At 69.4% G+C, this 21,087-nt stretch carries 18 protein-coding genes; 10 read left to right on the top strand and 8 right to left on the bottom strand.

What is annotated here, in order from left to right:
- From AC07Y4_RS13145 to AC07Y4_RS13135, 3 genes are all read left to right on the top strand, one after another.
- A partial coding sequence (locus tag AC07Y4_RS13145) for an STN domain-containing protein (RefSeq protein WP_495274645.1) occupies positions 1 to 344 on the top strand: 344 nt, incomplete at its 5' end.
- Between the two features lie 194 nt (positions 345 to 538).
- On the top strand, positions 539 to 3,262 hold the full coding sequence (locus AC07Y4_RS13140) for a sensor domain-containing diguanylate cyclase (protein WP_095746604.1): 2,724 nt from the start codon (positions 539 to 541) through the stop codon (positions 3,260 to 3,262).
- A gap of 47 nt (positions 3,263 to 3,309) precedes the next feature.
- On the top strand, positions 3,310 to 5,208 hold the full coding sequence (locus AC07Y4_RS13135) for a GspE/PulE family protein (protein WP_095746605.1): 1,899 nt from the start codon (positions 3,310 to 3,312) through the stop codon (positions 5,206 to 5,208).
- A gap of 27 nt (positions 5,209 to 5,235) precedes the next feature.
- On the opposite strand, the gene AC07Y4_RS13130 is transcribed toward AC07Y4_RS13135, so the two are convergent.
- Positions 5,236 to 5,925 (bottom strand): EAL domain-containing protein, encoded by a 690-nt coding sequence (locus AC07Y4_RS13130; RefSeq protein WP_062477265.1) that lies wholly within the window; start codon positions 5,923 to 5,925, stop codon positions 5,236 to 5,238.
- Positions 5,926 to 6,323: 398 nt separating this feature from the next.
- Between AC07Y4_RS13130 and AC07Y4_RS13125 the strand changes: the two genes are divergently transcribed.
- The 4 genes from AC07Y4_RS13125 to AC07Y4_RS13110 are packed head-to-tail and all read left to right on the top strand — an operon-like array spanning position 6,324 to position 10,486.
- The gene (locus AC07Y4_RS13125) at positions 6,324 to 6,854 is read left to right on the top strand and encodes a Csu type fimbrial protein (RefSeq protein ID WP_495274644.1); all 531 of its coding nucleotides are present in this window, start codon (positions 6,324 to 6,326) and stop codon (positions 6,852 to 6,854) included.
- 8 nt (positions 6,855 to 6,862) lie between these two features.
- Complete coding sequence (locus AC07Y4_RS13120) at positions 6,863 to 7,672, top strand: fimbrial biogenesis chaperone (protein WP_495274643.1); 810 nt, start codon at positions 6,863 to 6,865, stop codon at positions 7,670 to 7,672.
- A gap of 1 nt (position 7,673) precedes the next feature.
- Positions 7,674 to 9,995 (top strand): fimbria/pilus outer membrane usher protein, encoded by a 2,322-nt coding sequence (locus AC07Y4_RS13115; protein ID WP_495274642.1) that lies wholly within the window; start codon positions 7,674 to 7,676, stop codon positions 9,993 to 9,995.
- Positions 9,965 to 10,486, top strand: coding sequence for a Csu type fimbrial protein (locus AC07Y4_RS13110; RefSeq protein WP_495274641.1), 522 nt, complete (start codon positions 9,965 to 9,967; stop codon positions 10,484 to 10,486). Before AC07Y4_RS13115 ends, AC07Y4_RS13110 begins: the two co-directional genes overlap by 31 nt.
- Positions 10,487 to 10,490: 4 nt before the next feature.
- Here AC07Y4_RS13110 and AC07Y4_RS13105 read toward each other — a convergent pair whose 3' ends face one another.
- The 4 genes from AC07Y4_RS13105 to AC07Y4_RS13090 all read right to left on the bottom strand — a co-directional run bounded on the left by AC07Y4_RS13105 (position 10,491) and on the right by AC07Y4_RS13090 (position 14,572).
- Positions 10,491 to 11,468 carry an NAD(P)H-dependent flavin oxidoreductase gene (locus AC07Y4_RS13105; protein ID WP_062477251.1) on the bottom strand — a complete coding sequence of 326 codons (978 nt, stop codon included), beginning with the start codon at positions 11,466 to 11,468 and terminating at the stop codon, positions 10,491 to 10,493.
- Between the two features lie 43 nt (positions 11,469 to 11,511).
- The gene (locus tag AC07Y4_RS13100; protein WP_495274640.1) at positions 11,512 to 12,117 is read right to left on the bottom strand and encodes a TetR/AcrR family transcriptional regulator; all 606 of its coding nucleotides are present in this window, start codon (positions 12,115 to 12,117) and stop codon (positions 11,512 to 11,514) included.
- Between the two features lie 130 nt (positions 12,118 to 12,247).
- Positions 12,248 to 13,402, bottom strand: a complete 1,155-nt coding sequence (locus tag AC07Y4_RS13095; RefSeq protein ID WP_495274639.1) for an aromatic ring-hydroxylating oxygenase subunit alpha — start codon at positions 13,400 to 13,402, stop codon at positions 12,248 to 12,250.
- A gap of 111 nt (positions 13,403 to 13,513) precedes the next feature.
- Positions 13,514 to 14,572, bottom strand: coding sequence for a beta-keto acid cleavage family enzyme (locus tag AC07Y4_RS13090; RefSeq protein ID WP_062477244.1), 1,059 nt, complete (start codon positions 14,570 to 14,572; stop codon positions 13,514 to 13,516).
- Positions 14,573 to 14,806: 234 nt separating this feature from the next.
- Here AC07Y4_RS13090 and AC07Y4_RS13085 point away from each other — a divergent pair, with 234 nt between their 5' ends.
- Positions 14,807 to 15,787 (top strand): Bug family tripartite tricarboxylate transporter substrate binding protein, encoded by a 981-nt coding sequence (locus AC07Y4_RS13085; protein ID WP_495274638.1) that lies wholly within the window; start codon positions 14,807 to 14,809, stop codon positions 15,785 to 15,787.
- Positions 15,788 to 15,812: 25 nt separating this feature from the next.
- The gene (locus tag AC07Y4_RS13080) at positions 15,813 to 16,853 is read left to right on the top strand and encodes an AraC family transcriptional regulator (RefSeq protein WP_307694965.1); all 1,041 of its coding nucleotides are present in this window, start codon (positions 15,813 to 15,815) and stop codon (positions 16,851 to 16,853) included.
- Between the two features lie 94 nt (positions 16,854 to 16,947).
- Here the strand turns inward: AC07Y4_RS13080 and AC07Y4_RS13075 are convergent, their stop codons facing one another.
- Genes AC07Y4_RS13075 through AC07Y4_RS13065 form a run of 3 tightly spaced genes read right to left on the bottom strand, consistent with a single transcriptional unit; the run spans position 16,948 to position 19,899 of the window.
- A complete protein-coding gene (locus AC07Y4_RS13075; protein ID WP_070062068.1) occupies positions 16,948 to 18,006 on the bottom strand; it encodes a beta-keto acid cleavage family enzyme in 1,059 nt (352 codons plus the stop codon).
- 47 nt (positions 18,007 to 18,053) lie between these two features.
- Positions 18,054 to 18,896 (bottom strand): TauD/TfdA dioxygenase family protein, encoded by an 843-nt coding sequence (locus AC07Y4_RS13070; protein ID WP_070062067.1) that lies wholly within the window; start codon positions 18,894 to 18,896, stop codon positions 18,054 to 18,056.
- A gap of 31 nt (positions 18,897 to 18,927) precedes the next feature.
- Positions 18,928 to 19,899 carry a Bug family tripartite tricarboxylate transporter substrate binding protein gene (locus AC07Y4_RS13065; protein WP_369629940.1) on the bottom strand — a complete coding sequence of 324 codons (972 nt, stop codon included), beginning with the start codon at positions 19,897 to 19,899 and terminating at the stop codon, positions 18,928 to 18,930.
- Between the two features lie 196 nt (positions 19,900 to 20,095).
- On the opposite strand from AC07Y4_RS13065, the gene AC07Y4_RS13060 reads away from it, so the two are divergent.
- Positions 20,096 to 21,067 (top strand): quinone oxidoreductase family protein, encoded by a 972-nt coding sequence (locus tag AC07Y4_RS13060; protein ID WP_495274637.1) that lies wholly within the window; start codon positions 20,096 to 20,098, stop codon positions 21,065 to 21,067.
- The last annotated feature ends 20 nt before the right edge of the window (positions 21,068 to 21,087 follow it).

Raw genomic sequence — 21,087 nt, 5'->3', positions numbered from 1 at the left:
TCACCCGCCCCCGCCTTGCCCTCGTGGCCGCCGCCGGCCTGCTGGCGACGGGGCTGGCCCTCGCCCACGCGCGGGAGTTCGACGTGAAGGGCGGCGAGTTGCGGCCCGCGCTCGACGCCTACATCGCGCAGTCGGGCGTGCAGCTCATCTACAAGATGGAAGACGTCAAGGACCTCTCGACCCGGGGCATCAGGGGAAAGGTCGCCGCCGACGCGGCGCTGGAGCGCCTGCTCGACGGCACGCGCCTGCGCGTGCGGCGCGGGCAGGACGGCGCGATGGTGCTCATCGCGCCGGCCCGCTCGCCCGCGGCCGCCCGATCGGAGCCGCCGCCGCGCGTCGAGTAATACGATTGGTTTCCCTCGCGCACCTGCGCAACACTCCGGCCCCCAGGAACCCCGCGAGATGCACCGCAATGGCGCGCATTTCTCGCACTTTCTGACACACTAGCTGCGCAACGCGCGAAGGGTGTGTGCCGTGCCCCCATGGCCGGCCCGGCCGGTGGTCCCCGCCGCTTCGCTGCACCGCCTGCACGACGCCCATGAAACTCTTCGCGACCGCGAAACGCCGCATCAGCCTGAACACGCGCCTCAGCGTCGGCGTTGCGGCCGTCGTGCTGGCCACCACCTTCATCATCGCCACGGTGGCGCTGCACCTGGTCAAGAGCCGCATGCAGGCCTCGATCGCCAACGAGGAGTTCGCGCGGCTGTCGGCCATCGCGAGCGCGGTGGAGCAGAAGTTCGCCAGCCGGCGCATCCTGCTGAAGACGATCGCCGAGAGCGTGGGCTCGCACGGCATCACGAACGCCGCGCCGCTGCAGGCCTTTCTCGAGAAGCACCAGTCCTTGCGGGCGGCGTTCGACAACGTCGCCTTCCTGGACACGGACGGCGAGCTGGTCGCCAACCTGAACGGCGCGCGACAGATCGGCAAGGTGAACGTGAAGGACCGCGCGTACTTCAAGGACACGGTCGCCGCGCGCACGGGCGTGATCTCCGAGCCTTACCGCAACCGGCTCAACGGCCTGGCGCAGGTCGCCATCACCGAGCCGGTGCTCGATGCGGCCGGCCGGGTGCTGTTCGTGATCTCGGGCTCCATCAACCTGAAGGACCGCAACATCCTGGGCGAGCTGGCCGACGTGCGCTTCGGCCAGACGGGCTACGTGTTCATCACCACCGCCGACGGCATCGTGATCGACCACCCGCTGGCCGACCGCGTGCTCAAGCAGGCCAACATGGCCATGGCCGACGACGCGCCCGACCTGGACCGCGCGATCGGCGGCTTCGAAGGCACCATCGAAGGCGTGAACCATGCGGGCGTGCCCGGCCTGTACGCCTTCAAGCGCATCCGCCAGGCCGACTGGATCATGGGCTCGATGTACCCGCGCCACGAGGCCTTTGCCCGCATCGAAGCCATCGAGCGCACCGCGTGGATCGGCGCCATCGTGCTGGCGCTGCTGGCCGGCGCGCTGGCGCTGGCCGTGGTGCGCCAGCAGCTGCGCCCGCTCACCGGGCTGCACCGCCACATGCTCGACGCCCACGCGGCGCCCGCGCAGGCGGCCGTGGCGCGCACCTACCCGGACGACGAGATCGGCGACCTCTCGCGCACCTTCGACCGGCTCATGCAGCAGCACCAGGCCAGCGAGAAGTTCCTGCGCGACATCACCGACAACCTGCCGGCCATGATCTCGCACGCCGACGCGCAGGGCCGCTACACCTTCGTGAATGCGCGGCTGTGCGAGGAGCTGGGCTACAGCGCCGAGGAGCTGGTGGGCCAGCCCGTGCAGAGCATGAGCGGCCTGCACGACGACCCGACGCTCGAGCACAACCTGCGGCGCGTGCTGGCCGGCGAGGCCGTGTCCTTCGAGCGGCGCGGCGCCGCGCACCGCGACGAGGAAGAGCACTTCTTCCAGACCGACTTCATCCCCGAGCTCGACGCGCAGGGGCGGGTGTGCGGCTACTACGCGATGACCTTCGACATCACGCAGCGCAAGCACATCGAGCTCGAGCTGGCGCACAGCGAGGCGCAGATCCGCACCATCGCCGACAACATTCCCGCGCTGGTCTCGCACGTCGACGCCGCGCTGTACTACACCTTCGTCAATGCCAAGGTGCGCACGCTGCACCACGGCCAGCCGCTGGTCGGCCAGTGGATGCCGGCCGTGCGGGGCGCGGCCGATTTCGCGGTGGTGCGGCCCCACATGGAGCGCGCGCTGGCGGGCGAGACGGTGATCGTCGAGAAGGCCGGCGACGCGGCGCTGGGCATCGGCGACCGCACCTTCAAGGCCCACTACATCCCCGACCAGGACGCCGAGGGCATGGTGCACGGCGTGTTCGCGATGACCTTCGACATCACCGACGAAGTGAACATCCGCCGCGCCCTCACGCAGCAGGAAAAGCGCCTGCGCGACGTGACCGACAACATCCCCGCGCTGGTCGCCTACTTCGACCGCGACGAGAACTGCCTGTACGGCAACAGCCGCGCGCGGCGCATGGCGGGCCTGGACGAGCGCGCGCCGCTCGACGGCGTGACGCTGCGCTCGGCCGTGGGCGAGGCGGTGTACGTGCAGCACACGCCCCACCTGCCCACGGTGCTCGCCGGCAGGGCGACGCAGTACCCGGTGCAGGTGCCGATCGATGACCGGGAGGCGCACTTTCAGGTGAACCTGATTCCCGACAAGGACCTGGCGGGCCACACGGCGGGCTTCTACCTCATGACCTTCAACGTCACGGCGCTGAAGGAGGCCGAGCGCAAGCTCATCGAGCTGGCGCGCATGGACGTGCTGACCGGCCTGCCGAACCGCCTGGCCTTCAACGAGCAGCTGCCCGCGGCGATGTCGCGCGTGCGCCGCGCCGAAGGCGGCATGGCGCTGATGTTCCTGGACATCGACCACTTCAAGGCCATCAACGACACGCTCGGCCATTCCACCGGCGATGGCGTGCTGGCCGAGTACGCGCGCCGCCTGCGCGCCAGCGTGCGCGAGACCGACACCGTGGTGCGCCTGGCCGGCGACGAGTTCGTGATCGTGCTGGAGAACGTGCACTCGCAGGACGCGGTGGCGGGCGTGGCGCACAAGATCGTCTCGCAGATCGCGGCGCCGGCGTTCCCCGTGGAAGGCCGGCGGCTGGACGTCACGACCAGCATCGGCATCGTGTTCGTCGAGACGGTCGATGCCACCGTCGGTGCCGGCGAACTGCTCGCGCGGGCGGACACGGCGCTCTACGCGGCCAAGTCGCAGGGCCGCAACCGTTTCGCGTTTTACCGTTAGCGTCGGCACACCCGCCGCGCCCCTCACCCCCACCAGGAGACCCATCCATGGCAGCCACCGAAGTCGTCATGCCCGAACAGCTCGTGCAGGAGCTCGACCTGCAAAGCCGCATGCCGATCGCGCGCATCGGCCAGGCGCTGATGTCGCTGGGCATGATCACGCAGGCGCAACTCGACGCGGCGCTCCAGCAGCAGCAGCGCGAGCCCACGGTGCCGCTGGGCGAGACGCTGGTGCGCATGGGCGTCGTGAGCCGGGGCCAGCTGCAGACCGCGCTGGTGCGCAAGATGGGCTACCCGCTGGTGAACCTGCATGTGTTTCCGGCCGCGGCCGACGCGCTGCGCAAGGTGGGCCACGAGGCCGCGCGGCGCCTGCAGGTGATGCCGCTCATGCTGCACGGCGGGCGCCTGGTGGTAGCGCTCGACGACCCGGTCAACCGGCACGCGGTGATCGACGAGGTGGAGTTCATCGCGCAGACGAAGATCATTCCCGTGCTGGGCCAGTGCCTGGACCTGGACGGCGTGTTGCACAAGGCCTACGAGAAGGTCGGCCAGGTGGCGGCCGAGCGCCCGGTGATCGACATGAACGACCCGATGCGTCCGCTCGAGTTCGACATGACGGGCACCAGCACGCTGCTGAAGACGCTCGAGAAGGAAGAATCGGCCGCCGCGCCCGCCGCCGGCGAGCCGCCCGTGGAGCAGTCGGACAACTCGCTGGTGCGCATGATCAACAGCATGATCCTCGAAGCGCACCGCGAGGGCGCCTCCGACATCCACATCGAGAGCGACCCGGGGCAGGAAAAGACGCGCATCCGCTTTCGCCGCGACGGCCGGCTCTACACCTACCTGGAGCTGCCACCCAGCTACCGCAACGCGGTGGTGGCGCGCGTGAAGATCATGTGCGACCTGGACATCAGCGAAAAGCGCAAGCCGCAGGACGGCAAGATCAACTTCTCGAAGTACTCGCCGCAGCACCGCATCGAGCTGCGCGTGGCCACCATCCCGACCAACAACGGCCTGGAAGACGTGGTGATGCGCATCCTGGCCTCGGCCAAGCCCATCGCGCTCGATGCACTGGGCCTGTCCGAGCGCAACCTGGCGCAGTTCTCGCAGGCGGTCGACCGGCCCTACGGCATGGTGCTGTGCGTGGGCCCGACGGGCTCGGGCAAGACCACCACGCTGCACTCCGCGCTCATGCGCATCAACACGCCCGAGCGCAAGATCTGGACCGCCGAAGACCCGATCGAGATCACGCAGCCGGGCCTGCGCCAGGTGCAGGTCAACCCGCGCATCGACTGGACCTTTGCCAAGGCGCTGCGCGCCTTCGTGCGCGCCGACCCCGACGTGATCATGGTCGGCGAGATCCGCGACGCCGAGACCGCCAGGACCGCCATCGAGGCCTCGCTCACCGGCCACCTCGTGCTGTCGACGCTGCACACCAACAGCGCGCCCGAAACCGTGACGCGCCTGCTGGACATGGGCATGGACCCGTTCAACTTCGCCGACTCGCTGCTGGCCGTGCTGGCGCAGCGGCTGGTGCGCTGCCTGTGCCCGCAGTGCGTGCAAAGCCGCCCGGCGACGCGCGAGGCGGTCGAGGAGCTGCTGGCCGACTACATGCACGCCTTCGGCGCGCAGGACACGCCGGCCGCGCGTGACGCCGTGCGCGCCGAGTGGGTGCAGCGCCACGGGCGCGACGGCCAGCTGCAGACCTACACCAGCACCGGCTGCAAGCACTGCAACGACACCGGCTTCCGGGGCCGCGTGGGCATCCACGAACTCATGGTGATGTCGAGGGAACTGCGCCGGCTGGTGCAGGGCGGCGCGCGCGCCGAGGAGCTGCAGGACGCCGCGATGCGCGAGGGCATGCGCACGCTGCGTCAGGACGGCATCGAGAAGGTGCTGGCGGGCCGGACCACGCTCGAGGAAGTGCGCGCGACCAGCAACGTCTGACCCACAAGGTCAGAGGTCAGGGCAGGCTCAGGCGGCGGCGTCCCACGCCACCGCCGGCAGCGTGGCAATGGCCGGCCGTGCGAACAGGTAGCCCTGGAACAGCTCCACGCCGATCTCGCGCAGGGCGCGCACCTCTTCGGGCGCCTCCACGCCTTCGGCGATCACGCGGATGCGCAGCTCGTCGCAGGTGGCGACGAAGCCCCGCACGATGGTCAGCCGCACCGGGTCGGCATGGATGCCGCGGATCAGGCTCAGGTCGATCTTCACCACGTCGGGCTGGAACGCGGCCAGCAGCTCGAAGCCCGCGTAGGCGGCGCCGAAGTCGTCGATGGCCGAGGTGAAGCCGTGGCGCTTGAAGGCGCGGAAGGTGTCGGCCAGGCCGTGCAGGTCGCGCACGCGCTCGCCCTCGGTGATCTCGAACATCAGCTGGCGCACGGGGAATTTGCAGCGCTTGGCGGCAGCCATGGCGGTGCGGAAGCACTCGGCCTGCCCCGCGACGTCGTTGGGCATGACGTTGAGGCTGAGGCGCGACTTCATGCCCAGGCGCGAGGCGATCTCGATGGCCTTGACGCGGCAGGCTTCGTGGAAGGCGAAGCGGTCGACCGGATCGACGCGCCCCAGCACCTCGGCGGCGCCTTCGCCCGAGAGGCCGCGCACCAGCGCCTCGTGCGCATAGATCTCGTGCCGGCCCAGGTCCACGATGGGCTGGAACGCCATGGTGAACCCCGAGGCGAGGCCAGCAGGCGCGGCATCAGCATGTATTTCGGCGATCACGTTGGATGGACCTCGCGGGCAAGGTTGCAATGGCGTTGGATGGCGACTCCCAAGAGCGTAAATGTAAACGGTTCTATACACCGCACGCACCACCCCCCTGCGACAAGAGGTCGCGCCCCATGAAGACATCCGACCTAGGCCCGGCCCAGGCTGTAGACCGAAATCACTCATGAGCTCTCCCAGCCTCGGAAAAATCTGTAGCAAGCTGTCGACGACAGGGCTGCGTCCTATGTCCCATCGGGGAGAGATTGGTTAGAAAGGGGGCGCCCACTACTGGAAACGGTGGGTGGGTTTTCACTGTCGTTCCTGGGTTTCCAGTCACCGATGAAAGGTCCCGTCCGATGCGCCACCAGCCTCGCTCCCTCCTTCGCACACTGGCCCGTACCGTGCTGCCCGTCGGTGCCTTGTTGACATTGCTGCCCGCGCAGGCGGTCACGACGACCACGACCTTCCAGGTCACGGCCACGGTGCTCAAGGCCTGCCTCATGACCACGCCGGCCACGCTGGCGTTCGGGCCGTACGACCCGGCGTCAGCCACCGCGCTGGCCGGCACCACCAGCCTCAACGTGACCTGCACCTTCGGCACGCCCTACTCGCTCGGCCTGAGCGCGGGCGGCGGCTCGGGTGCGACGATCACGAACCGCCTGATGACCAGCCCCACGGCGGCCGCCGGCAACAACACGCTGGGCTACGGCCTCTTCAAGGACAGCGCGCACCAGACCAACTGGGACAACAGCGTCGCCGGCACCGGCTACGTCGGCAACGGGACGCCCCAGACGCAGACGATCTACGGCCTGATTCCCACGGGGCAGTACACCGCGGCGCCGGCCATCGACTACTCGGACACGATCACGGTCTCGCTGACCTATTGAGGGCGCCGTTGACCGCCTTCACCGCAGGCCGCCACGGCATGCGTCGCGCCCTGCTGCCAGTCGCATGGGGGGCCGGCCTGCTGCTGTCCGCCCTTGCCCCCGCTCCCGCCGCGGCCACCAGCCTCAGCGTGGCGCCGCTGCGCATCGTGCTGACGCCGCAGCGCCCGGTCGCTTCGCTCACCATGGGCAACGCCGAGGACACCGAGGTCGCCGTGCAGGCCGAGGTGGTGGCGTGGTCGCAGCAGGACGGGCGCGACGCCTACGAACCCACGCGCGACGTGCTGGTCAACCCGGCCATCTTCCGCCTGCCGCCGGGCGGGCGGCAGATCGTGCGCCTCGGGCTGCAGGTGCCGGCCGACGCCGGCGAGCGCAGCTACCGCGTCTTCCTGCGCCAGCTGCCGCGCGACCAGGCCCTGCCGGCGGACGGCGCCGAGGGCGCGAAGGTGCAGACGCTGCTGCGCATCGGCGTGCCGATCTTCGTGCCGCCGCTGCAGCTGCGCCGCGCGCTGCAATGGTCGCTGCAGCCTTCGGGGCGCGCCACCGGCACGGCAGGCATGGCCTGGCGGCTGGTGTTCGACAACCAGGGCAGCGAGCACATCCAGGTCACGCAGCTCGTGGTGCGCCGCGAGGACGGCACCGAGCTGCTGCGCAAGAGCCTGTCGCAGTACGCGCTGGCCGGGCAGTCGGCCGGCATCGACATCGAACTGCCCGCCCTGCCGCCCGACACCCGGCTGCAGGTCGAGGCCGCCACCGATGCCCCCGAGGCGTCGTCCAGCGCCACCGTGCGCGTGCCCCGTGCGCCCGCCACGCCACGCTAGCTTGTGGGTCTGCTGCGGCTGGCTGGGCCTGCGCGTGGCCTGCGCACAGACGTCGCCCGCTGACATGGCGGGCGAGGTGCAGCCCGCGATCCTCGATGTGCGCATCAACGGCCTGAGCCAGCCCGCGCCGCGACCGCTGCTGCGGCGCGGCGCACAGCTGCTGGCATCGGCGCCCGACTTCGCGGCCTGGCGCCTGGTGCGGCCCGCCACCGCGGCGCTGCAGCGCGACGGCACCGACTACTACGACCTGCGCGCGCTGCCGGGCGCGCAGCTGCAGCTCGACGAAGGCGCGCAAAGCGTGGACCTGAGCGTGCCCGCCGAGGCGTTCACGCTGGGCACCGTGCATGCGCACGCGGGCGACCGACCGCCGCTGTCGGCCTCGGCCTTCGGGGCCTTTCTCAACTACGACCTGGCCTTGCAGCACGACCGCGAAGGCACGCGCGCCTCGGGCTACTTCGATGCGGCGGCCTCGGGCGACTGGGGCCTGGTGGGAACGAGCCTCGTCGCCGGCCAGTCCGCGTTCGGCGGACGCGGCACGACGCGGCTGGACAGCTACTTTCGCCGCGACGACCCCACCCGGCTCACGCGCCTCACGGTGGGCGACACGATCACGCAGGCCGCCGCATGGTCCACGCCCTTTCGCTTCGGCGGCTTGCAGTTCGGCACCCGCTTCGGCTTGCAGCCCGGCTTCATCAGCTACCCGATGCCGACCCTGCGCGGCGGCGCGGCCGTGCCGTCGGCGGTGGAGGTGTATGTGAACGACACGCTGCGCTATCAACGGCGTGTGGACGCCGGCCCCTTCGCGCTCAGCGACGTGCCCGTGCTCACCGGCGCGGGCGAGATGCGCTTCGCCGTCACCGACGCGCTCGGCGTGCAGCGCACCGTGACCACGCCCTACTACGTGAGCTCGAACCTGCTGCGCGCCGGCCTGTCCGACTACTCGCTCGAAGCCGGCTGGACGCGCCTGCGCTACGGCGAGCGCAGCTTCGACTACGGCCCGCCCTTCGTGGCCGGCACGTGGCGGTACGGCGTGAACGACGGCGTGACCGTCGAGGCGCGCGGCGAAGCCAGCTCGCGCAGCCAGACCGCGGGCGCGGGCGTGACCTGGGTCTGGGGCACGCTCGGCGAGCTCTCGCTGCACGGCGCCGCCAGCCGCAGCAAGGACGGCGACAGCGGCCGCCTCTGGCGCGCCGCCTACACGCGCACCAGCGACGAATCGAACTTCTCCGTGAGCCGCCAGGTGGCGAGCCGCGGCTTCACGCAGATCGCCTGGCACGACAGCCCCGTGCACACCGACGCACAGACGCAGCTCTTCGCAGGCCGCTCGCTCGGCCGCTACGGCACGCTGGGCGCGAGCCACACGCGGCTGCGCTACAACACCGGCGAGCACATCGGCGTGACCACCGCCAGCTGGTCGATCAGCCTGGGCGGCAACGCCTGGCTCGGCACGTCGGTGGCCCACACGCGCCAGGACGGCAAGCGCTCCATCACCTCGGTGAACCTGAGCCTCAGCTTCACGCTCGGCGAGCGCCAGCACGCCACGCTCTCGGTGCAGCATCAGAAGCCGGGCGGCCACTCGGCCGTGGCCGAGTGGGTGCAGCAGCCGCCCAACGACACCGGCTGGGGCTACCGCCTGCGCGCCGCCGATGGCGAGAACGCGCGCAGCGAAGCTGCGGTCGATTGGCGCGGTCGCTACGGCATGCTGACGGCCGAAGCCGCGCGCGCCCAGGGCCAGACCGCGGTGCGCCTGCGCGCCAGCGGCGCCGTGGGATTCGCGGGCGGCGTGGGCTTTGCCACCCGCCAGTCGGACGACGCCTTCGCGCTCGTGACCGTGCCCGGCGCCGCCGGCGTGAAGGTCTACCGCGAGAACCAGCCCTGGACCACCACCGACAGCGAAGGCCGCGCCGTCGTCTCGGGCCTGCGCGCCTACGAGCCCAACCACATCAGCATCGACAACGGCGACCTGCCGATCGAGGCGCAGGTGCGCAGCGACGTGCTGCGCGTGGTGCCGCGCTACAAGGGCGTGGCGCAGGCCAGCTTCGACATCGCGCGCGACGCGATCGCGAACGTCACCGTGCTGCTGCCCGACGGCAGCCCGCTGCCGCCGGGCATCGACGTGATGCGCCCGGCGCGTGGCACCTCGCTGCTGTCGGGCTTCAACGGGCTGGTGTCGGTCGACGACCCGCAGCCGAACGAACGCTTCGAGGCGCGATGGAAGCGCGGGCATTGCCGCTTCACATTGGGCGAGCCCGACCGCGCCGCCGGCGCACTGCCTTCGATGGGACCTTACCGATGCGAACCCGTGTCGCCGTCCCCGCGCTGACCGCCGCGTTGGCGCTGGCGGGGCTGCTGGCCCCGGGCGCGTCGCGGGCTGCGTGCTCGGGCGTGGGCGTGTTCAGCTGCAGCGCCACCGTCAGCGCGACAGCGCTGGCCTTCGGCAACTACGACCCGGCCGCCGCGACGCCCAAGGACAACACCTCGACCGTGACCGTCGCCGGCACGGTCACGGGCCTGGGCATCCTGGTGACGCTGTCGTTCACGATCAGCCTGGACGCGGGCTCGGCCGGCAACATCACCAGCCGGCAGATGGTGGGCCCGGTCGGTGCCACACCGCTGGGCTACAACCTCTACACCACCAACGCGCGCAGCACCGTCTGGGGCCTCAACAGCGTCAGCGACAGCTACAGCGCGCTGGCGACCCTCGGTGGCGTCACCACGCTGCGCCCCCACACCGTCTACGGCCGCATTCCGGCCGCTCAGTACGTGGCGCCGGGCGCCTACAGCAGCACCATCACGGTGACCGTGACGTACTGACAGCTCAACCCCTCAGCATGCCCGCCAGCCGCTTGGCGATGAGCTCGTCAGCCTGCGCCATGATCCGGTCGATGAGCTCCGCGCAGCTGGGCACGTCGTGGATCAGCCCGGCCACCATGCCGCAGCTCCAGGCGCCGGCGTCCATGTGGCCCTCGGTCATCACCTTCGGGTAGATGCCGGCGACCTGGTCCATGATGTCGTCGATCTTCAGCGCGTCGCCCTTGGCGCGCTCGATCTCCATGAGGCGCTCCACGCCCGCGTTGTTGATCACGCGCTCGGTGTTGCGCAGCGAACGCATGATCAGGCGCGTGTCGAGCTCCGAGGCGTTGACGATGGCCTGCTTCACGTTGGCGTGCACCGGCGCTTCCTTGGTGGCGATGAAGCGCGTGCCCATGTTCATGCCCTCGGCGCCCAGCGCGAGCGCGGCCACGAGGCTGCGGCCGTCGGCCATGCCGCCCGAGGCGACGAACGGGATCTTCAGTTCTTCGGCCGCGCGCGGCAGCAGGATCATGTTGGGCACGTCGTCCTCGCCGGGGTGGCCGCCGCACTCGAAGCCGTCGACGCTCACCGCATCGCAGCCGATGCGCTCGGCCTTGAGCGCGTGGCGCACCGAGGTGCACTTGTGGATCACCTTGATGCCCGCGGCCTTCAGCGCCGGCATGTAGGCCTCGGGGCTGCGGCCCGCGGTTTCCACGGCCTTGATGCCGCCCTCGACGATGGCCGCGATGTACTCGGGGTACGGCGGCGAGGCAAAGGTCGGCAGGAAGGTGAGGTTCACGCCGAAGGGCTTGTCGGTCATCTCGTGGCAGCGCGCGATCTCGCGCGCCAGCAGCTCGGGCGTCTTCTGCGTGAGGCCCGTGATGATGCCCAGGCCGCCGGCGTTGGAGACGGCCGCGGCCAGCTCGGCGAAGCCGACGTAGTGCATGCCGCCCTGGATGATGGGGTGGCGGATGCCGAAGAGTTCGGTGATGCGGGTTTTCAAGAGAACGTCCTTTGGTCGGGGTTGCTGGAAGGGAAAGAAAAAATCAGGGCGGCGAGATGACGCGCAGCACGTCGCGCGCCATCGCCTTCATCCAGGCCGTGTCGCTCTTCAGCGCGGGCTCTGCGAAGGTCTTGGCGAAGGTGGGCCGTGCCATCTTGGCGTAGTTGAGCGTGCCGAAGATGAGCGTGAGCACCACCACGGCCGACAGATCGTCGCGCACGAGGCCGGCCGCCTGCGCCGCGGCCACCAGGCCCAGGCTGGCTTGCAGAAAGCCTTCGAGCGGCCGGGTCTGCGCATGCTGGATGCGCTCGGCGTTGTCGAGCAGTTCACGCGTGACGAGCTTGAAGCCCGTGGGCCGCGCGTGCATCCATTCGACCTGCAGCGCGACGAACGCCTGCAGCCGCGCGGGCAGGTCGGGGGCCGCCTCGACGCGCTTGCAGATGCGCGCCGTCAGGTCTTCGGCCTGCTTTTCGAGCACGGCGCGGTACAGCACCTCCTTGCTCGCGAAGTGATGCAGCAGCCCCGGGTTGCCGACCTCGCAATCGCGCGCGATGGCCGACAGCGATGCGCCCTGGAAGCCGTGGTCGGCAAAGTGCTGCTCCGCACGCGCGAGGATCGTTTCTTTACGGGAAAGGGCAAGGGTGGCCATCGGGCGGTTCTGGAATGCGTCACGCGCAAGAGCGCATGCCGCGAAGACGCGACCGGCGATCAGACGCGATGCGCGCCATTCTTTCTTGTGTCTTGGGGTCTGGTTGTTGCACGCGCGACACCCTCGCGCGTCAGCGTGCGGCCGGCATGGCCGCCACCTGCTGCGCGAGCTGCGCATGGAAGCGCGGCGCGCTGTACTCGAAGGTGCCGAAGCTGAGCGCGTCGTTCGCGCCCGACGCCAGCCCGGCCTGGATCGACTCGGCCAGCGCGTAGTCTTCCGCGAGCGTGCGCCGGTACAGCGCCACGTTCGCGTCCCAGTGCGCCGTCGCCTTCTCCGAGGCCGGCGCCTCGGGAATCAGCGTGAGCTCGTGCACGCGCGTGCGCGTGGCGCCCAGCGGCTCCAGCATGCTGAGCTGCGCGTGGTCGGGCTGCACCAGGATGGTCGTGTTGGGAAAGAAGAAGTAGGTCAGGTTGCCGTAGCGGCGCGGATCGAAACCGGCGGCGTCGGGCCGGTGTTCCTGGAACTTCGACTTGAGCAGGTACAGGCGCCGGTTCAGGTCGAACTCGTCGATCACCTGCAGGTTGTGCAGGAACATGTGGGCGATGGTCTCGCGGTGCGCCACCTTGAAGTGGTAGGCCTCGAAGGAACCGTCGACCAGCAGCTTCCAGTTGGCCTCGACCTCGTACGTGCGCGGCGCATAGGCCACGGGCGCGCGCAGCCCGGCCAGCGACTCGAGGTTGTCCATGAGCGCGCCCAGGTGCGCGCCGGGGTCGCTGTCTGCCTGCGACGGATCGCACACGACCCAGACCACGCCCGCGCGCTCGACGGTGGCCAGCCGGCGCAGGCCCGACTCGTCCTGCTTCAGGCAGGGAAAGCCGAAGGACTCGGGCACGCCGCGCAAGGCGCCGTCGGGCTTGTAGGTCCACGCGTGGTACGGGCAGACGAAGGCGCGCGCCTCGCTGCCGCTGCCCTCGGGCACCACGCGCGCGCCGCGGTGGCGGCACACGTTGAGAAAGGCCTGCACCTGCCCGCTCTCCTGGCGCACCAGCAGCAGCGGCACGCCGGTGTGAGTGAGCGACAGCCACGCGCCCGGCGAAGCGAGCGAGGCGCTGGCGGCCACCGGCTGCGGATGCCGCTGCAGCAGCCGCCGCTCGTCGCGTGCGATAGCCTCGTCGGTGTACTGGCCGACCGGCACGCGGTCGCCCTCCCCTTGCGCGTCGGCGCGCCCGGCCTGCAGGGCCGTGGTCGCTCGGCGATGGAGTTCGGCTGCGAAGTTCTCGCTCATCGGAGGCTTTCGGTTCGATGCGATGCAGCCCGGTGAGCTGCGCGATCGGCTCAGTCTACCGACTGACCAGTCGGTACGTCAACCGCCCCCCGGGAAGCGGTGGAAGCGGTATCAGGCCGGCTTGCGCAGGAAGCCCTGCTGCGCCCCATTGCGGTTGGGCGCGAAGCCGTTGGCCTGCAGCGTCTCTTCGGTGGTCTCGTAGAACACGCCGATCTTCATGATCTCGCGCGCCTGCTGCGCGGTGGCGATGGGGCGGCCGAACTCGGTCGCGATGCGCACGAGCTGCTTGATCTGCTCGACCGAGCTCATCTTGCCGGTGCGGGTCTGGTTCCACAGCACGTCCTCGATGCCGCAGCGCACGTGCAGGCCCAGGGCGATGCCGATCATGTTCACGGGCAGCACGTTGAGCACCGAGCTCTCGACCGTGACCACCGCACCGTCGGGTGCGGCGCGCAAAAAGTTGGCCAGGTTGTAGATGTTCGCCTGGTCCATGCCGCCGCTGATGGCCACCCAGTTCATCACCAGCGGCCCCTTGTAGACGCCGCGGCGGATCATGCGTTCGATGGTCTCGAAGCTGTTGATGTTGTAGCACTGGAACTCGCTCTGGATGCCCGCGGCCGTGAGGCGGCGGATGTGCTCTTCCACCCAGCTGGGGTTCGAGGGCACGATCATGTCCCGGTACGTCGAATACAGCCGCGGGTCGCCGCGCGACAGGCCCTTGAAGTCGTCCAGCCCCGCGTGCTCGGTCACGTTCATCTGCGTGGTGTTGACGGTCACCGTGACCTGGTCGGGCCGGGGCGTGAGCTCGGCCAGCATGTGGCGCGTGTCGTCGCTGAGCCACTTGGCGGCGGCGCCGTCGTCCTCGGGTGCGAAGCTGATGGAGCCGCCCACCTGGATGACCATCTCGGGCACGCGCGCACGCACGCCGGCGATCAGTTCGTTGAACATCGACAGGCGCTTGCTGCCCTTGCCGTTGGCCTCGCGCACATGCAGGTGCAGCACGGTGGCGCCGGCCTCGTAGCAATCGACCGCCTTCTGGATCTGCTCTTCCATCGTGACCGGAATGTCTTCCGGAAAGTCGGCGGGAATCCAGCCCGGCGCGTAGGGCGCGGCCGTGATGATCAGGGGCTGCTGGTTCTCGGGATACAGGTGGCCGTCGAGGAAATTCATGGGGTTGTCTCCGGTGAAAGGGTTGCGCTTGCAGCCAAAGTTTCTGGCGCAGCTGCGAAAACTTCTTGCTCATCGGGGGCGTGGTTTTGTCTTTTTGGGGCATTGAAACGGCGCACGCAAAGACAGGTTTCGCTGTCGCGATCCGGTAAGTGGCCGACGCGTGGCGCCAAGCATTCCCAGGAGGTGGCGCCGCAGAATCCGCACGCCTTTGTCTCTTCCACCTGAGGACGAACCATGTGTCTGCATCTGCTGCGAGCCTCCCTTCTCTTCCTGGCCGCGCTGTGCTGCGGCACGGCCTCGGCCCAGGCCTGGCCCGACAAGCCCATTCGGCTGATCGTTCCGGCGCCGCCGGGCGGCATCTCCGACGCGGCGGCGCGGCTGCTCGCCGAACAGCTGCGCACGAACCTCGGCCAGACCGTGCTGGTGGACAACAAGCCGGGCGGCTCCGCCGTCATCGCCGAGCGCGCGCTGATGGCCGCGCCGGCCGACGGCTACACGCTGATGGTCGGGCCGTCGAGCGTGCTGTCCGACATTCCGCTCACGGTGAAGACGCCCTTCGACCCGCTCAAGACCTTCACCTACGTCGGCGAGGTGACGGGCATGTTCCATGTGCTGGTGGCCAATGCCGGCTTCCCGCCGAACACGGTCAAGGACCTGCTGGCGCATGCCAAACAGCATCCGCGCTCGGTCAGCGTGGCCAACCTGAGCACGGGCACGCGCTCCAACCTGCTGGGCGAGATGCTGCGCGCGCGCAGCGGCAACGACATCCTCGTGGTGCCGTACAAAGGCTCGGCGCCGGCGCTGGTCGACCTCATGGGCAACCAGGTGCAGCTGACCTTCGAGGTGGTGAGCAACGTCACCTCGCTGATCCGCAGCGGCAAGATCAAGGCGCTGGCCGTGGCGTCGCCCAGGCGCTCGCGCTTCCTGCCCGACGTGCCCACCTTCGGCGAGTTGGGCCTGCCCGACTTCGTGATGCCCGACGCGAGCGTGGGCGTGTTCGTTCTCAGCAGCATGCCGCCGGCGCTGCAGGAGAAAATCCGCGCCGAGGTGGCCCGGACCGTGCAGGCGCCGAAGTTCCGCGAGGCGCTGCTCGCGCAGAACTACGATCCGCCGCGCGAGGCGACGCTGGTGCAGCTGCGCCAGACACTGGACGCCACGACCGCCCACAATCGGGCCATCATCGAGAAACTGCAACTCAAGATCAGCCCCGAGTGAACACGGGGCCCTTCCCACAGCCACCATGAAGCACCTCGGTCGACTGATGCGCAGCGCGAGCCTCAGCGGCTACGTGGAGCTGGTGCAGTCGCTCGGCCGCGACCCGCATGCCTTCATGCGCACCGTGGGGCTGAAGGCGCAGCTGCTCGAGCACCCCGAGACGCTGATCCCCGGCGACGCGGTGCGCGAGCTGCTCGAGATCACCGCGCGCGCCACGCGCACCGAAGACTTCGCGCTGCGGCTGGCGGCGCAGCGCAAGCTCTCGGCGCTGGGCCCCATCAGCGTCGTGCTCAAGGAAGAGCCCACGCCGCGCGACGCACTCGACACGCTGGGCCGCTACCTGAAGCTGGTGAACGCCTCGCTGAGCTTTCGCCTCGAGGACACGGGCGACATGGTCATCATCCAGGAAGACCTGCTGCCCAGCCCCGGGCTGCCGATGCGCCAGTCGATGGAGCTGGCCGTGGGCATCATGTTCCGCATCCTCGGCGAGCTCATCGATCCGCAGTGGCGCCCGCAGCAGGTGTGCTTCACGCACCGCCCGCCGGCGGACATGGCGGCGCACCGCGCCTTCTTCGGCCGCAACGTCAAGTTCAACCAGGATTTCAACGGCCTCGTGTGCCTGGCGGCCGACCTGCGCAAGCCGCGCGAATCGGGCGACCAGGGCGTGGCGCGTTTCGCGCGCGAGTACCTCGAAGCCGCGCTGAAAGACCGCGGCGAGAGCACGCGCGAAGCCTGCCGCGAACTCATCCTGGCGCTGATGCCCGGTGGCGGCTGCACGGCGCAGGAAGTGGCGCGGCACCTGCGCGTGGACCGCCGCACGCTGCACCGCCGGCTCGAGGCCGAAGGCCTCACCTTCAGCCGCCTGCTCGACGACGTGCGCTCCGACCTCGTGAAGCGCCACCTGCGCGACAGCGACCTGCCGCTGAGCGAGGTGGCGGAGCTGCTGGGGTTTTCAGGGCCCAGCAGCTTCAGCCACTGGTTCCGCCACCACTTCGGCTGCAGCGCCTCGCAGTGGAGCCGGCAGACGGCCGGCGCGGTGGCTCAGGGTGCGGTGCGCGCGTTCTGAACCAGGTCTTCGTGGCGCAGGGCATGCGCGATGCCCTCCAGCAGGCGCCAGGCGGCGCGCGTGAAACGCCTCGTCATCGCCATCGTCTTTCTTCTCAGGCCGCCTTGCGCAGGAAGCCCTGGTTGCCTCCGTTGCGGTTCGGCGCGAAACCGTTGGCGGCGAGCGACTCTTCGGCCGTCTCGTAGAACACGCCGATCTTCGAGATCTCGCGCGCCTGCTGCGCCGTGGCGATGGGGCGGCCGAACTGGCGCGAAATGGCCACCAGCTGCTCGATCTGCGCCACGGTGCCGATCTTGGCGGTGCGCGTCTGGTTCCACAGCACGTCCTCGGTGCCGCAGCGCACATGCAGGCCCATGGCGATGCCCATCATGTTCACGGGCAGCACGTTGCGCACCGAGCTTTCCACCGTGAGCACCGCGCCGTCGGGCACGGCGCGCACGAAGTTGGCCAGGTTGTAGATGTTCGGCGCGTCCATGCCGCCGCTGATCGCCACCCAGTTCATCACCAGCGGGCCCTTGTAGACACCGCGCCGCATGAGCCGTTCGACCGACTCGAAGCTGTTGATGTTGTAGCACTGGAAGGCGCTCTGGATGCCTGCCTTGGTGAGACGGCGGATGTGCTCCTCGACCCAGCCCGGCTGCGCCGGCACCGTCATCTCCTTGTAGGCCTCGAAGATGGCCGGGATCTCGCGCGAGGTGCCCTTGAAGTCGGCCAGCTCGGCGTGCTCGGTGACGTTCATCTGCGAGGTGTTGACCGTCACCGTCACCTGGTCGGGCGTGGGCTCCAGCTCGGCCAGCATGTGGCGCGTGTCGTCGCTCAGCCACTTGGCGGCAGCGCCTTCGCTCTCGGGTGCGAAGCTGATCGAGCCGCCCACCTGGATGATCATTTCGGGCACGCGCGCGCGCACGCCGGCGATCAGTTCGTTGAACTTCGAGAGGCGCTTGCTGCCCTTGCCGTCGAGTTCGCGCACGTGCAGGTGCAGCACGGTGGCGCCGGCGTTGTAGCAATCGACCGCCTTCTGGATCTGCTCTTCCATCGTGACCGGGATCTCGCCCGGGAAGTCGGAAGGAAGCCAGCCCGGTGCATAGGGCGCGGCGGTGATGATCAGCGGCTGCTGGTTTTCGGGAAAGAGGTGGCCGTCGAGGAAGTTCATGGCGTGCGTCTGTCAGGTTGCGATGCGGAAGTCGGATGTAGTGCCGCTCAGTACGGAACGTCGCCGACGATGCCGGCGCGTTCCATCTTTCGTGGCGCAGGCCAGTAGTCGTTCAGCGCGTAGTGCTGCGTGCTGCGGTTGTCCCAGACGACCACGTCGCCCGGCTGCCACGACCAGCGCACCTGGTACTCGGGAATGGTCGCGCGGCTGAGCAGGTAGTTCAGCAGCAGCGCCGCGCCCGGTGTCTTGTCGATGCCGTGGCGCACGTTCTCGGGGGTGCTGTAGTTCACGAAGTGGGTGGTGAAGCTGCCCACGTAGAGCACCTTCTCGCCGGTCTCGGGGTGCGTGCGCACCACGGGGTGCTCCACGGGCGGATGGTCCTGGCCCAGCTTGAGGCGCGCTTCCATCGGCATCACGGCGCCGAACGAATGCTCGATGCTGGCCTTGGCGCGCAGCTTGCCGATCTTCTGTTTGATCTCGTCGGGCAGCTCGTCGTGCGCCTGCACCATGTTCACCCAGATGGTGTCGCCGCCGACCTCGGGGCATTCGATGCAGCGCAGCACCGCGCCCATGGCGGGGCTCTGGCGCCACAGGCCGTCGCAGTGGTAGGTGTTCTCGTAGCTGTGCTTGTTGTCGCTGCGGTAGATGCGCACGAGGCCCGGGTGCTCGGGGTCGCTGCCGACCACGGGGTGGTCTTCCAGTTCGCCGAAGCAGCGTGCGAAGGCGACGTGCTCGGCGCGCTCGATGTCCTGGCCGCGGAAGAAAAGCACCTTGTGCTTGAGCAGCGCGGCGCGGATCGACGCAAAGCACTCGGGGTCGCGCGAGGCCTCGCCCAGGTGGACGTCCGAGATTTCGGCGCCGATGGACGGCGTGAGGGGTCTGATCTTCATGAGAGGTCTCCGATGGAATGGCGCGTGCCGCTCAGTTCGCCTGGATGCGGTACTTCTTGACGATGGCCGCGTTGCGCTCGGACAGCGCCTTCGTCTCGGCGATGAGCGCGGGCGTGTCGACGCTGAGCTCGGGCTCCAGGCCCACGTCGAGCAGCTTTTGCTGCACGGCGGGCGCCTGGCCGGCCTTCTCGATCGCGGCATGGAGCTTGGCCATCACGTCGGCCGGCAGCTTGGCCGAGCCGATGAAGCCGACCCAGCCGCGGAACTGCAGGTCGGGGTAGCCCAGTTCGGTGGTGGTGGGCAGGTCGGGCAGGAAGCGCGAGCGGGTCTTGCCGGTGAAGGCATAGGGGCGCAGCTTGCCGGCCTTGATGAGCGGCATCGAGGTGAGCATGCCGTCGAACATCAGGTCGACCTGGCCGCCCAGCAGGTCCTGCAGCGCGGGCGGCGAGCCGGGGTAGCCGATGTGCTGCAGGTCGAGCCCGGCGCGGTCGCTGAGGATGAGGCCCGCGTACTGCGACACGGTGCCGGGGCTGTAGCTGGCGAAGCTGGCCTTGCCCTTGCGCGTCTTCAGTTCAGCAACGAGGCCCTGGAAATCCTTGGCCGGGAAGTTCGCGGCCGTGACGAGCACCACGCCCGAGCGCGCCACCGAGCCGATGGGCACCACGTCCTTCAGCGGATCGAAGGGCATCTTCACGACCTGCGGCGTCTCGGCCAGCACGTTGCTGGCGGCCATCACGATGGTGTTGCCGTCGGCCGGCGCCTGCAGCATGGCCTGCAGGCCGATGGAGCCGCCCGCGCCGGGGCGGTTCTCGACGATCACGGGGCGGCCGATGTCCAGCGCCATCTGCTGCCCGACGACGCGGGCGACGATGTCCATCGTGCCGCCCGGCGGCGCGGGAACGATGAGCTTGACGGGCTTGTCGCCCAGCGCCCAGGCCCCGAGGGCCATCGAGCATCCGACCAGCGCCACGGCGGCGGCGCGTCCAAATTGCAGCAGTTTCATGGGGTGTCTCCGGTTGTTGTCTTGCAGGCCTCGGTGGGCCGATGCCGTCAGTATCCGGCGCACCCCGTCCGCATTTCTTGCTTTATTGGGGCATCGATTTGCCAATTTGGGACATCGCCAAGACCACGCTTCCCGCCGCCGCCACGCGCCGCAAGAATCCGTTCCATCCAGCCCCACACACCCCAGGAGACGCACCATGAACCAGGCCATCCGCTTCCACGAGACCGGCAGCGCCGACGTGCTCCAACTCGAACACGTCGAGGTCGGAGAGCCCGGCCCGGGCCAGGCGCGCGTGCGCCACAGCCTCATCGCGGTCAACTTCATCGACATCTATTTCCGCACCGGGCGCTATCCGCTCGCACTGCCCAACGGGCTCGGTTCCGACGCCGTGGGGGTGGTCGAGGCCGTGGGGCCGGGCGTGACCGACATCCGCGTCGGTGACCGCGTGGGCTATCTCATCGGGCCGCAAGGGGCGTATTCGCAAGTGCGCGTGATGCCGGCCGACGTGTTGATTCCGCTGCCCGATGGCATCTCCGATCGCACCGCCGCCACGCTGATGATGAAGGGCATGACGGCGCAGTACCTCTTTCGCCAGGTCTATCCGCTCAAGGGCGGCGAGACGATCCTGTACCACGCAGCGGCCGGCGGCGTGGGCCTCATCGCCTGCCAATGGGCGCGCGCGATGGGCGTGACGATGATCGGCACCGTGAGCACCGATGAGAAGGCTGCGGTCGCCAAGGCCAACGGCTGCACGCACACCATCGTGACTCCGCGCGAGAACATCGCCCAGCGCGTGCGCGAGATCACCGACGGCAAGGGCGTGCCGGTCGTGTACGACTCGGTGGGCAAGGACACGCTCGAGGCCTCGCTCGATTGCCTGCAGCCGCGCGGCACGCTGGTGAGCAACGGCACCTCGTCTGGCGCCGTGGTCCTCGACACCAAGCTGCTGGCGACGAAGGGCTCGATCTGGCTCACGCGGCCCGCGATGGTTCATTACATCCATCCACGCCCGCACATGCTCAGCATGGCCGACGAACTCTTCGACCACGTGCTGGCCGGCCGCATCGTGAGCGAGCCGCAGCAGAGCTTCGCACTGGCCGATGCCGCCGAGGCGCACCGCGCCCTCGAAGGCCGCAAGACCACCGGCGCCACCGTGCTCGTGCCCTGAGAACTGCCACGTGCGGACTT

The organism is Variovorax sp. GW460-12-1-14-LB1, from assembly GCF_059423605.1.
This window is presented reverse-complemented; position numbering and strand designations above follow the sequence as displayed.